This window comes from Clostridium sp. (assembly GCF_036642255.1).
Taxonomy (GTDB): domain Bacteria; phylum Bacillota; class Clostridia; order Clostridiales; family Clostridiaceae; genus Clostridium_J.
Genome location: NZ_JAVWDJ010000066.1, coordinates 1 through 12,607, shown reverse-complemented (window position 1 = coordinate 12,607; position 12,607 = coordinate 1). Strand labels below are relative to the sequence as shown.

At 29.3% G+C, this 12,607-nt stretch carries 13 protein-coding genes and 1 pseudogene; 5 read left to right on the top strand and 9 right to left on the bottom strand.

Features of this window, described 5'->3' with window-relative positions; all coding sequences use genetic code 11:
- Positions 1-257: pseudogene (locus tag RR409_RS19495) on the top strand (folate transporter); the annotation flags it as partial.
- A gap of 54 nt (positions 258-311) precedes the next feature.
- Here the strand turns inward: RR409_RS19495 and RR409_RS19490 are convergent.
- The 6 genes from RR409_RS19490 to RR409_RS19465 form a co-directional block, all read right to left on the bottom strand.
- Positions 312-1,556: a DUF1015 family protein gene (locus tag RR409_RS19490; RefSeq protein ID WP_332559450.1), complete on the bottom strand. Its 1,245-nt coding sequence runs from the start codon at positions 1,554-1,556 to the stop codon at positions 312-314.
- A gap of 104 nt (positions 1,557-1,660) precedes the next feature.
- Positions 1,661-2,572, bottom strand: a complete 912-nt coding sequence (locus RR409_RS19485) for a D-2-hydroxyacid dehydrogenase (RefSeq protein WP_332559449.1) — start codon at positions 2,570-2,572, stop codon at positions 1,661-1,663.
- A gap of 208 nt (positions 2,573-2,780) precedes the next feature.
- On the bottom strand, positions 2,781-3,857 hold the full coding sequence (locus RR409_RS19480; protein WP_332559448.1) for an alanine--glyoxylate aminotransferase family protein: 1,077 nt from the start codon (positions 3,855-3,857) through the stop codon (positions 2,781-2,783).
- A 160-nt stretch (positions 3,858-4,017) separates the two neighbouring features.
- The gene (locus tag RR409_RS19475) at positions 4,018-4,203 is read right to left on the bottom strand and encodes a hypothetical protein (RefSeq protein ID WP_332559447.1); all 186 of its coding nucleotides are present in this window, start codon (positions 4,201-4,203) and stop codon (positions 4,018-4,020) included.
- A gap of 321 nt (positions 4,204-4,524) precedes the next feature.
- On the bottom strand, positions 4,525-4,689 hold the full coding sequence (locus RR409_RS19470; RefSeq protein WP_332559446.1) for a hypothetical protein: 165 nt from the start codon (positions 4,687-4,689) through the stop codon (positions 4,525-4,527).
- A 103-nt stretch (positions 4,690-4,792) separates the two neighbouring features.
- Positions 4,793-5,500 (bottom strand): hydrolase, encoded by a 708-nt coding sequence (locus tag RR409_RS19465; RefSeq protein ID WP_332559445.1) that lies wholly within the window; start codon positions 5,498-5,500, stop codon positions 4,793-4,795.
- 281 nt (positions 5,501-5,781) lie between these two features.
- On the opposite strand from RR409_RS19465, the gene RR409_RS19460 reads away from it, so the two are divergent.
- Positions 5,782-7,026, top strand: coding sequence for a DUF1576 domain-containing protein (locus RR409_RS19460; protein ID WP_332559444.1), 1,245 nt, complete (start codon positions 5,782-5,784; stop codon positions 7,024-7,026).
- 3 nt (positions 7,027-7,029) lie between these two features.
- Positions 7,030-7,374 carry a hypothetical protein gene (locus RR409_RS19455; protein ID WP_332559443.1) on the top strand — a complete coding sequence of 115 codons (345 nt, stop codon included), beginning with the start codon at positions 7,030-7,032 and terminating at the stop codon, positions 7,372-7,374.
- 181 nt (positions 7,375-7,555) lie between these two features.
- Here the strand turns inward: RR409_RS19455 and RR409_RS19450 are convergent, their stop codons facing one another.
- The 3 genes from RR409_RS19450 to RR409_RS19440 form a co-directional block, all read right to left on the bottom strand.
- Complete coding sequence (locus RR409_RS19450; RefSeq protein WP_332559442.1) at positions 7,556-8,053, bottom strand: NUDIX domain-containing protein; 498 nt, start codon at positions 8,051-8,053, stop codon at positions 7,556-7,558.
- Between the two features lie 538 nt (positions 8,054-8,591).
- Positions 8,592-9,284 carry a DNA/RNA nuclease SfsA gene (sfsA, locus tag RR409_RS19445; protein ID WP_332559441.1) on the bottom strand — a complete coding sequence of 231 codons (693 nt, stop codon included), beginning with the start codon at positions 9,282-9,284 and terminating at the stop codon, positions 8,592-8,594.
- A 251-nt stretch (positions 9,285-9,535) separates the two neighbouring features.
- Positions 9,536-10,894 (bottom strand): DUF6020 family protein, encoded by a 1,359-nt coding sequence (locus RR409_RS19440; RefSeq protein ID WP_332559440.1) that lies wholly within the window; start codon positions 10,892-10,894, stop codon positions 9,536-9,538.
- Positions 10,895-11,091: 197 nt separating this feature from the next.
- Here RR409_RS19440 and RR409_RS19435 point away from each other — a divergent pair, with 197 nt between their 5' ends.
- Entirely contained in the window at positions 11,092-11,775 is a 684-nt protein-coding gene (locus RR409_RS19435; RefSeq protein ID WP_332559439.1) for a glycosyltransferase family 2 protein, read from the top strand.
- Between the two features lie 392 nt (positions 11,776-12,167).
- Positions 12,168-12,521, top strand: a complete 354-nt coding sequence (locus RR409_RS19430; protein ID WP_332559438.1) for an EamA family transporter — start codon at positions 12,168-12,170, stop codon at positions 12,519-12,521.
- The last annotated feature ends 86 nt before the right edge of the window (positions 12,522-12,607 follow it).

Below are 12,607 nucleotides of genomic sequence, written 5' to 3'. Positions count from 1 at the left end.
TATATGGATTAGTTCTTTATAAGAAACCAAATACAATACTTAGAGTAGCTATTTCTGTACTACTAGTCACCCTAATTGTTGATTTAGGATTGAATACTTGGTGGCTTACAATGATAACTGGAAAGGCAGCTAGTGTTCTTATATATCCTAGACTTATAAAGAGCGCTATTATGTTTCCAATACAAGTTTCCTTAATTAGCTTGATATGGAAGTATACTTATTCACATATTAAAGTTTCTTTTGCTCATAAAGCATAACAAAAAAGACTGTCATTAGACAGTCTTTTTTTTATGTGTTATCTGAACTATGCCTTAGCTTAATTCGTGAACGAATATTCCACTTCTTAATTTTGGCTCAAACCAAGTTGATTTAGGAGGCATAACTTCGCCTGCATCTGCAATGTTCATAAGTTCAACTATACTTGTTGGGTACATTGAGAATGCAACTTTCATTCCCTCTTTAACTCTTCTCTCAAGCTCTCCAAGACCTCTTATTCCACCTATGAAGTCTATTCTATTACTAGTTCTTGGATCTTCAATAGCTAATATTGGTCTTAAAAGATTTTCTTGAAGTATAGATACGTCTAAGCTCTTAACTGGATCTTTAGGATCAAAAGTTCCTTCTTTTGCAGTAAGCTTATACCAAACTTCATCTAAGTACATTCCAAAGTTACCTTTAGCTTCTGGTTTGTATTGTCCCTCACCATTATATTTCTCAACTGTAAATTTCTCTGAAACCTTATTCATAAATTCTTCTGAGGAATTTCCATTTAAGTCTTGAACTACTCTGTTATAATCCATTACATATAAATCATCTGCTGGGAATATAACTGATAGGAAGAAATTGAATTCTTCTTCTCCAGTGTAGTTTGGATTTTCTTCTCTTCTCATTTTACCAACTTTTACAGCTGATGCTGCTCTGTGGTGACCATCTGCTATATAAAGGTATTGTACACCCTTAAACAATTCTTCTAGTCTTTCTACAGTGTTTTTGTCTTCTATCACCCAAACAATATGAGAAATTCCATCTTCTGATACAAAGTTGTATTCTGGCTCTTTTTTAGTCCACTCTGCAACTATCTCATCAATTTCTCCTACATTTTTGTATGTTAAGAATATTGGACCTGTGTTTGCATTACAGTAGTCAACATGGTTGATTCTATCCTGCTCTTTTTCTGCTCTAGTATGTTCATGTTTTTTTATTATATTATTCATGTACTCATCTATTGAAGTACATCCAACTATACCAGTTTGTACTCTTCCGTCCATGATTTGTCTGTAAACATACATCTTTGGTTCATTGTCTTGGATATATGTTCCTTCAGTTCTCATATTATCAAGAGTTTTTCTAGCTGTTTCATAAACTAATTTGTCATATTGATTTACACTTGGATCTAAATCAATTTGTGCTTTATCAACATGTAAGAAAGAATATGGATTTCCTTTTACCATTTCTTTTGCTTCTTGAGTATTCATAACATCATAAGGAAGAGCTGCTACTTTGTCTACTAGCTCTTTTGTTGGTCTTATAGCTTTAAAAGGTCTAACTACTGCCATCTTTGTTCCTCCTAAATTTAATTAAATTTATTATATATATATCATCACAAGGTTTAAATCTCATGATGATATATTCATTTGTAATTTATATTTTTTAAATCTTATTATTTGAAGAAATCTGCAATTATGCTAACTATCTCTTCACCTATTCTTGTTTGAGCTTCAACTGTAGCAGCTCCAATATGTGGTGTTACTGATACTTTAGGGTGATTAACTAGCTCTTCATTTTTAGTTGGCTCTTCAACGAATACGTCAACTCCAGCTCCTGCTAATTTTCCACTGTTTAATGCTTCAATTAATGCAGCTTCATCAACAACTCCGCCTCTAGCACAGTTGATTAATATAGCTCCATCTTTCATCATATCAAATTGAGCTTTACCAATTGTAGCTCCTTGCTCTTTTATAAATGGAATGTGTAATGATATGTAGTCAGCTTGTGGTAATAATTCTTCTAATGAACAGAATTTAAACTCCTCATATCCTTCCATTTTACCCATTATATCAGTGTATATAACTTTCATTCCAAGTGCTTTACCCATTCTTGCAAGTTCTCTAGAAATTCTTCCGAATCCAACTAAACCAAGAGTTTTTCCTCCGATTTCAGTTCCTTCGTATTTTTTCTTATCCCATTTTCCTTGTCTCATTGAAACGTTAGAGATATTTATGAATCTTGCAACTGCAAACATATGAGCTAGAGCAAGTTCTGCAACTGATGCACTACTTGCATTTGGAGTATTCATAACTTTTATTCCTTTTTCAGTAGCATAAGCTACATCTATATTATCTACTCCAACTCCACCACGGATAACTAACTTTAATCTTCCAGCCTCTGCTGCCTTATCTATTATTGGTTGTCTAACCTTTGTAGCACTTCTTACAACTACCACATCGAATTCTTGTAATGCTGCACCTAATTCTTCTGGCTCGTAAAATTTCTCTACAACTTCAAATCCTTTTTCTTGTAGCGCTTGTATTCCGCTAGCTTCCATTCCATCAGTAACTAATACTCTTATCATTGTAATCCTCCCACTTCAATAATGTAATTGTTTTCTTATAAGCTTGTAAATACACTTATATTTTTTTACTTTAACTAAAACTACTAATTATCGCTATAAAAAGAAAAGCATTCAACTGAAAATATTATAAGAGACACTTTTCTTCATAACATCGTTAAAACTTAGATTAAGAAGGGTACTTGCCCTTCTTAATCCTATGTTCCAATAATTATTCAAGTCCTAATATTTCATTGATTACTTTTAATAATTCTTCTATTTCTTCTACAGTTCTTTCAGCCATATGAGCTATTCTGAAAGTCTTGTCTTTTAACTTACCATAACCATTAGAAATTTGATATCCTCTTTCTCCTAATGCTTTATTAAGAGCAGCAACATCTATGTTTCTAGTATTTTTTATATTAGTTAATGTATTTGACATATATTTATCTTCTGGTAAAATTTCGAAGTATTTTCTAGCCCAAGCTCTAACTACTTCTCCACCAGCTATATGTCTTGCAAATCTGTTTTCTAATCCTTCTTTGTTGATTATCTTATCAAGTTGATATTCTAAAGCGAACATGTGAGCTAATGAAGGAGTTGATGGATATTGGTAATCTTTCTTTTGGATATACTCATATAATCCTAAAAGGTCTAAGTATATTCCTCTGTATGGAACTTGTTTAGCTCTTTCTATTGCTTTTTTAGAGAAAGAACACATAGACATTCCAGCTGGAAGTCCTATAGATTTTTGAGTTGAAGTTATACAAATGTCTACTCCCCACTCATCAACTTTTAGCTCTGTACCACCTGCTGAACTTACTGTATCTAAACAGAATACTACTTCTGGATACTTTTTAACCACTTTAGATATTTCATCAAGTGGGTTCATTAAACCAGATGAAGTTTCATTGTGAGTCACTGTTATTAAGTCATATTTTCCTGTTGATAATACTTCTTCCACTTGCTCTGGAGTTGTAGGAGTACCCCATTCAACTTCAAATAAGTCAGCTGGAACATTATTAGCAACTGCCATCTCATACCATCTCTTACCAAAAGCACCTACTGCGAATATAGCAGCTCTTTTAGCAGTACATGAACGAACAGCACCTTCCATTAATCCACTTCCTGAAGTAGTTGAAAGTAATATTTCCTCTTTAGTACCGAAAATAACTTTCATGTATTCACTGATTTGTTTTTGGATTCTAGAAGCTTCCTTACCTCTGTGTCCTATCTGTGGTGTAGCCATTTTTTCTAATACATCTGGAGCCACATCTACTGGTCCTGGTATAAATAATTTTTTATGCATAATTCAACCTCCAAGTTTTATTTGATTTACCAATATTTTTATGTTTTAGTCTTGAAGTCCAAAACCATTTCCATTTTAACACTTATGTATTAAATTCTCAAGTTTAAGTACTGAAATATTTGTAAATATTGAGTAATATTACGTAAATACTCAAAAACTATTAATTAAGTCTTATTCTACTATACACTTCATCGATTAAATCCTTATCACACTTACCACCAACAAAATTCTTGCAAGAGTTACAACTTTCGCTAGATTCTCGCATACTCATCATAGAAAAACAATTTCTATTGTTGTAGCAAGAGCAGTTTGGAGCTACTCTCATCTTTATTTCATTAGAAACCATATACGTCCTCCTATAAACATTTTATCGCTTTGTAATTTTATCTAAACTTTTACAAATCAGCGATTACATATGTTTATTTTTCTTTACATATATAGTTTTTATGCAAAAATAAATTCAATATTAAATAAAGTGTACATCAATTAATCATAGTACTTTGAGCCAAATATTCGTTCCTATTGCTATTGTTGTAATTTATTAATAAAAATATTCAATAACTTTTTAATTTAAATGCATTTAATACCAAGTATTTACTAATCTAATATTTATACATATCTCAATAGAAACGGTTTCTTTACTTACCCTTTACATTGATAATAATCCTTATTGGAAATCCAACACTGATTCTGTTTCTTTACAATACTTTGTTATAAGACATTGTCCTAAATTTCTTGGGCATCTTCTACACATGCAATTTTCTACTTTCCCATCACATTTTGATGCTATATTTTCAGGACACTTCTTACAGTTGTATACTACTATAGTCATGACTTCTCCTCTCTGCTTTGTGTATAACAATGGCTTTTCACACCATCTTCTTGTGTAATTAGTTCACGCTTTCCCATTTACAGAATTAGTTGCCTTTGTGTGTTTACTCATCCCTTTCATCTATACTTAATTGGTTTTTTTCCTGAGCATATCTCTTTCTATGCCCAATCATAATTTCATTTAAAATTTCTCCTGTATTTTGAGGTGTATATGTAATAGCATTGGCGCCCGCTTCAATAGTAGCCTTTATTGTCTCCTCATTAGGTCCTCCAGTTGCTAAAATCGGAAAATCAGGATGTTTTTCACGAATTTTTCTAACTATTTCTGTTGTTCTTTTTGATCCTGAAACATTTAAAATTGTAGCTCCTGCTTCTATTCTAGCTTCGATATCTTCAAATTCTGAAACTACAGTTACAATTATAGGTATATCTATAGTCTCTCTCATCTCTTTTATAACTTCATTAGGAGTCGATGAATTAACAACTACCCCCATGGCACCCTTAAACTCCGCATCTAATGCTAAGTTTATAACTCTCCTACCTGTAGTAATAGCTCCACCCACTCCACAAAATAGTGGCACATCTGAAGCTAATATGAGAGCTTCTGTGATAATTGGTTGAGGTGTAAATGGATATACTGCAATAACTGCATCAGCATTTGTATTTCTAATAACTGCTACATCCGTTGTAAAAACAAAAGACTTCAGTCTTTTACCAAAAATAATAATTCCACTTGCATCTCTAATGGATGTTGGAAGTTCTATCATATGACTTCTTAATAAGCCTTTAAACTCTGGTATTTGCTTTCTCATAAATTTCTCCTCTTAAAATTAAAATAATTGTAGTTAAATTCTAATTTTATTATTATAATAAAATTAGAAAATTATCAATATTAATTTAACGACATTTCAAAAGAATAGGATATTCCCCATCCTTAGTATCCTTATTTCCACATATATTAAATTCGAAAAAATATCCCTATAAAACTATAAAGAATATATAACTTGCTTATTATTCCATTAACTTTGATTATATATTAGTATTTATTCGATAACAACATAATAAAGTAAGCTTTATTTTTGAGGAGGTAATCATGATTAATAATTTTAAACTCCCCCTTCCCTATCTTTTTATAGCTTGTTATAGCTTAATACTCATTGTACTTGGGTTGTTCGTAGATAGTGTTCAAGATATATTATTAGGATTAAAAAATATTGTATTAAATTCTGATATACTTATCACTGACTATATTGAGCTCGGTGGAATTGGAGCTACTTTTATTAACTCCTCCTTAGTTTTATTAAGTTATATTGTATTATTAACTTATCTTAAAATCAAACCTACAGGTTCAATTGTTGCTGCTCTCTTCACAGTTGCAGGGTTTTCTCTATTTGGCAAAAACATTGCAAATATCTGGCCAATAATCTTTGGCATATGGCTTTACTCTAAATATCAAAAAGAACCATTTTCTAACTATATCATTATAGCACTATTTGGTACAACCTTATCACCTACAGTAACTCAGTTAATTATAACTGAAAATGTCCCCATATTTATATCTTCGATATCTGGATTATGCGTAACCATATTTATAGGTTTTTTACTACCTCCCATGGCCTCATATACTTTAAAAGTTCATCAAGGTTATAATCTTTATAATATTGGATTTGCAGCTGGATTATTAGGAACACTTTTAATGTCAGTCCTTAGGGCCTTTGGAATAGATTTTAGCACTAGGTTAATTTGGTCCTCAAATAATAACTTGTTTTTTTCAGTATTATTTATTTCACTATTTTTAATACTAATTATTATAGGCTATTTATTAAATGATAAAAGCTTTAAAAACTTATTTAAAGTCTATAGTCATTCTGGTAGACTAATTAGTGACTACTATATGATTTTTGGTAACGGTGTAACGCTAATAAATATGGGTTTATTAGGTCTATTTTCAACTCTTATAGTTTTACTAATTAACGGGGATTTAAATGGACCAACTCTTGGCGGAATACTTACAATTACAGGATTTGGGGCCTTTGGAAAGCACTTGAGAAATGTTATTCCTATTATGATTGGAGCTTTATTGTGTTCATTTCTAAATATATGGCCTGTTAACTCACCAAACATGCTGCTAAGTATTTTATTTAGCACTACTTTAGCACCACTATCTGGTAGCTTTGGATGGCCTATAGGAATAATATCAGGCTTTCTTCATACCTGCTTGGTTATGAATATTGGTTACTTGCATGGAGGATTAATTTTATATAACAATGGGTTTTCGGGTGGTATCATTTGTATGATATTAGTTCCATTAATCACTGCCTTTAGAAAGGAAGTTTAAAAAATGAGACACTTGCGTCAAAGAAATATAAAAATAGTAAGTGAAATTATGAATTATTTACTTAAGATTGGATGTAAAGATGTACACATAGATTATTATATCAACGAAAATATTATTAATTTTAACTTCTTATGCGTCATAGAGAATCTAGAAAAAGAGTTTGTGGATAATATGGAAACTTTACTAAGTATCCCAAGAAGGCATGATATTGAAGAATATTATTGGGAGCTTACTGGTGATGATGACTTAGATAGCGAGCTTTCATTAGTTGGAATGATGGTAGACGATGCTACCATCTGTTATAAAAATAATAAAGATCTTGAAATTCATTTAAAAAGATTAAAATAGGCAAGTTCATATATGAGCTTGCCTTTTTAATATTAAACAATTAGTAGTTTCTAAATCATTATAAAAATGTATTTTGTTTTTGCAGAAAACCTTTCTTAGAAAAGCTTAACTATGCAAACTTAACAAATGATTTAATTTTTTAAAAGTAAAGTTAAGTCTTTAATTTTCATATGTTTATTTTTTACTGCTCTCTAAGCTTTTCTAGGACTCTTTTAACAATATTTTTTCCTACTTCATCTTCTGTCATTTCGCATATTGCATTTTGTAAACTACCCCATTCTACCCATTCTACCTCAGAGGATTTTTGAATCTCTCCCTCAATATACTTTGCCATAAAAGTAATCATAAGTAGTTCCTTAGACTTTATACATTGACTTCCTAAATACTCTATATCTCCAATAGTTATTCCTGTTTCTTCTTTAACTTCTCTAAATACAGTTTCTTCTAAAGTTTCTCCTACTGTAACATATCCTGATACTAGTACCTTTGAGTTTTTAAAAATATAACTTTGCTTAAGTAGAAGTATCTCATTTCCTTTTAACACAGCTACAACTATACAAGGTTTTGGAGTATCAAAATACATTATATCATCATTTTCACAATAAGGAACTCCACCCTCATCCCAGCTATATTTATCGACTAATTCTCTCCCACACATTGGGCAAAACTTAAATTTCAAAAAATCTCCTCATTTCTTATGTTTATTTCCTACTTAATTATATTATATATTAAATATTTTAATATGAATCATATAATATTTACTAATAAAACTTATGAAATACTCAATTATTGAAATTTTATTACTGCATTAGAATGTATTTGTATAATAAGATTTATATTATACTTAAACTTATTTGAAATTCATTAAATATATTCAATTTATGTAAGGGAACTTAATGAAAATAATAAAAGCTCGACTTCAATTGTCGAGCTTTTATCATAAGGAAATATTATGCTTCCAGGAAATAAGTTTTTAATTTTGTTACACTAATATAATATCATAAAAATAAATAATTAGAATTTTTGTTTTTAAATAGTAATTAATTAATCTATAAGATATTATAATAGTGAATTTTATTGTCTTAACCTTATTAATTATATTTAAAGAACTTTAATATTTTGGAGATAAAAACATAAATATCTTGTTATAAGTTAATCTATTCATTTTATGAAATTAAACTTTAGTTGCAAATTTAATAAAATTAACTTACATATATTTATAAAATAACTTCAACTTTCTTAGTTAAATTTATAAAGGTTTCTCCCACTTCGCATTCATAAGCAAAAACATCAACTCCGCTAGCATATGCAAATCTTAATGCGTCTCCAAAGGCACTATCCATTTCATCATGGGGAGTAAAACTTTCTACATCATCCATTTGTATTAGAAATATTACTCCTGCACCTCTTCCAGAGTTCTTTACTTCAACTAATTCTAAAAGGTGCTTCCTTCCTCTTTCTGTAGGTGCATCTGGAAACATTGTTTTTTTATTTTTTTCAAGGGTTACTCCCTTAACTTCTAAATAGTATTCTTCCCCAGTCCCATTTGTTAACTTAAAATCAAATCTGCTATTGCCATAAGTTTTTTCTCTCAAAATAGTATCATATTTTCTTAACTCTGGTATTTTTCTTAACAATAATGCTTCCTCAACTACTTTATTAGGAACTAGTGAATCTATGTTAATTAACTTAGTTCCTTTATAGCCTGCTATTAAACTAAACCTTGTCTTTCTATGTTCTCCACTTTCTTCTCTTAAAAGAACCTTGGATCCTGGAATTAATATTTCTCTACATCTCCCTGTATTAGGAACATGTACAAGTTCCTCTTTTCCATCAACAATAACATATCCCTGAAACCTATTTGGTCTTCTCACAAATTCTACAATTCTAGTGCTTTTAGAAAAATTCATAGTCAATCAACTCCACCTGTAGATTAATAATGTAATTATAATATTGAAGTGGAAATTTATCCACACTTGTTTTAAATCCATATACTTTTATCCACCAGTTATTCAAGACTGTTAATAATCCATCTTAAACATCCCTTATATTTAAGATGGATTTCATGATTTATATTTATACTAATTAAATAATTATAGTTTTATTTTTTAATCAGTAAAGAAGTACGTTAAGTTATCATTAACATTTATCTTATTTTATACTACTTATAATTGTAAAATACTTGGTTATCTTTATTTATGAAATTTACTGAGGCTGTTAAAAAAATGAATGGAAATATTAATAGGTTGCTATAAAAATATCTAAATTCTGGAGCTGGTATAGCAATTAAATATGTAAATATATTTAGTAACATAGGTGCAATAATAATTATTGATTTTTTATATCTTAAAGTAGCAACAACAATAAATACCATGCTTAAATACATATATATTGCTGGTTTCCAAAGAATCCATGCTAGTTTCGTCCCAATTGTTTTGCTAAATAATTCTTTTACCAAATTAGAAACTTTCTCGTTTAATACTACATTTTTTAGACCTAAATCATTCTCTATTATTCTCATGTGAGCTATATTAACAACACTATTATAATTCCATATTATATTAATTTGATTTATATAAGCGTTGTAAGATAGCCCAGGATTTTTTCTTACTACACTTATCCATGTTCTTAAAAACTTGCCTACATCATTAATAATAACTTCTTTATTAAAATCCTTATGCATTTTGATGGGGTCCACAGAAAACATATTATAACTCTTTTTCCATTCTTCTAGAGGTAATATTGAATTAAAATAAGCAGCTTCACTTTCTTCAAGATTTCCATTACTTCTAATAACATACGCAATTTGTTGTGTAGGTATTGCAAGAGCTTCGTTTGATGTATCCCTTGACACATTTAAATAATTATAAAATGGCCCCTTTACTAGGAAATATATTATAAGAGTTGAAATTAAAACAATTAAATTATCCCTAAGTTTAACTCTATAGCACAATAATAAAATCATATTGGTTCCAATAAATATGATTAATCCATTATGTCTGAACAAACAAATAATTGATGATATAAAAATAATAAATACTTTATTTTTTGATGATATTAGATAGTCCCCCTTAGTATATACAATATTTATAATAATAATTGTATATAACAAGAGAAAGGCACTAAACAAAATATCTTTCCAAAGTATAATACTCATAAATCCGAAAGTAGGGACAATCATAAAAAATAATGTAGTTAATAATAAGTATATTTGCTTTATTCCATGTTTTTCAAAAGAATGTAATCCAAATCCAATAATTAGAGCAGTGATCACTATTTGTGATAAGGCTATAGCTGCAGGAGAGTGATATATTGAAGTTATCAGCTTATTAAACAAGGTATGAATTACTGGATGACCGTCCCAATATGAGTTCTTAACTGATTGATTCCACTGGCTTAATGAATCACTACTCATTATTGCTGGATAGTATGCAATCAGGTAAATTAACCATACTAAAATTATAGCTACGATGTATAGAACTATTTTTCTCCATGAGGTCTTGTTATATCTTTTATTCATTAAATTACTCCTTAACTCATGTGTACATAACTTTCTTATTTATTATAGACACTTTATTGAAAATGAAAACAAATCTATTATTTTATATTCAAATTTACTGATTCAATTAATATTAGCTAAATTATCAAGATAAAATATGAAAATTTGGTAATTATATATAATAACAAAAACTTATGTCTATAAAGGAGATTTACTCTATGAGAATATTAGTAATAATTCCTGCTTTTAATGAAGAAAGAAGTCTGAAAAGCTTATTACATAATATTAGGAAAAACTTATCTAATTGTGATGTTTTAATAGTTAATGATTGTTCTACAGATAATACAAAAAATATTGAATTCCACGAGGAAGTTATAAAGGTTGACCTCCCTATTAATTTAGGTATTGGTGGTGCCGTCCAAACAGGTTATAAATACGCTTATGAAAATAACTATGATATCGCAATTCAAGTAGATGGTGATGGTCAACATGATTGTTATTATCTGAAAGATTTAATTGATATGATCGAAAGTGGAGTAGATTTATGTATTGGATCTAGATATATCAATAAAGTAGGATTTCAATCTACTACTTTAAGAAGGATTGGAATTCGTTACTTTTCTAAATTGATAAAGCTCATTTGTGGTGAGCTAATTACAGATCCAACTTCTGGATTTAGGGCATGTAATAAAAATGTAATAGCACTATTTGCCAATAGTTATCCTCAAGATTTCCCTGAACCTGAGAGTTTAGTTAGGGTTAAGAAAAGAGGATTTAAAATAAGTGAAATACCTGTGATAATGAACGAAAGAAGTTTTGGCAAGTCATCAATAACCCTAAAGAAATCTATATACTACATGATTAAAGTCTCTCTAGCACTATGCCTGATACCAAATGAATAATCATCTTATACTTCATATGTTTTTTAGGAGGTAATTATGAATCATTCTTTGCAACTTATATTCATCATATCATCCACACTTTTTTTTGTTTTTATATTAAAAATGATAAAAATAAATACCCTTGATTTAAGACATTCATTTATATGGATTAGTACTAGTTTAATATTTATTTTATTATCAACATTCCCTGAGATACTGAATGTTATTTCTGAAATTCTTCACATTTATGATCCTGTAAATACTTTATTTTTAGTAATTAATTTTTTCGTGTTAGTTAACTTGTTTATTCTTACTGTAGCACTATCAAAAAATATTAATAAAGTAAAAACTCTTATTCAGGAATTAGGGATAACTAACTTGGAATTAAAGAAGTTTAAGAAAAAAATGAGGGAGTGATTAATATTAAACCAGTAATACTAGTGTTTTTTAATTGTTTTTTACTAGTTACAGGTCAAATCTTATGGAAAATTGGTTTAGATAAGGTAAGGTTTAATGGATTGAGGGATGTTTTAAATTTAATTTCTAATAAGTATATTAGTTTAGGTATGTTTGTATATGTCATATCTACTTTTTATTGGTTCTATATATTAAAAAGATTTAGTCTATCAAAGGTTTACCCTCTTCAAAGTTTTAGCTATGTTCTAGCCCCAATCTTTGGTTATTTTATTCTTGAAGAAAGTATAACTAAAAACTCCATAATTGGAACTATTTTTATATGCATTGGAGTGTTCTTTATTGCAAAATAAGGGCACTCTAATTTATATTGTTTCAAAAAACAAAAAGCACTTCTTTTGAAGTGCTTTGGTGGCTCACCGGGGGATCGAACCCCGGA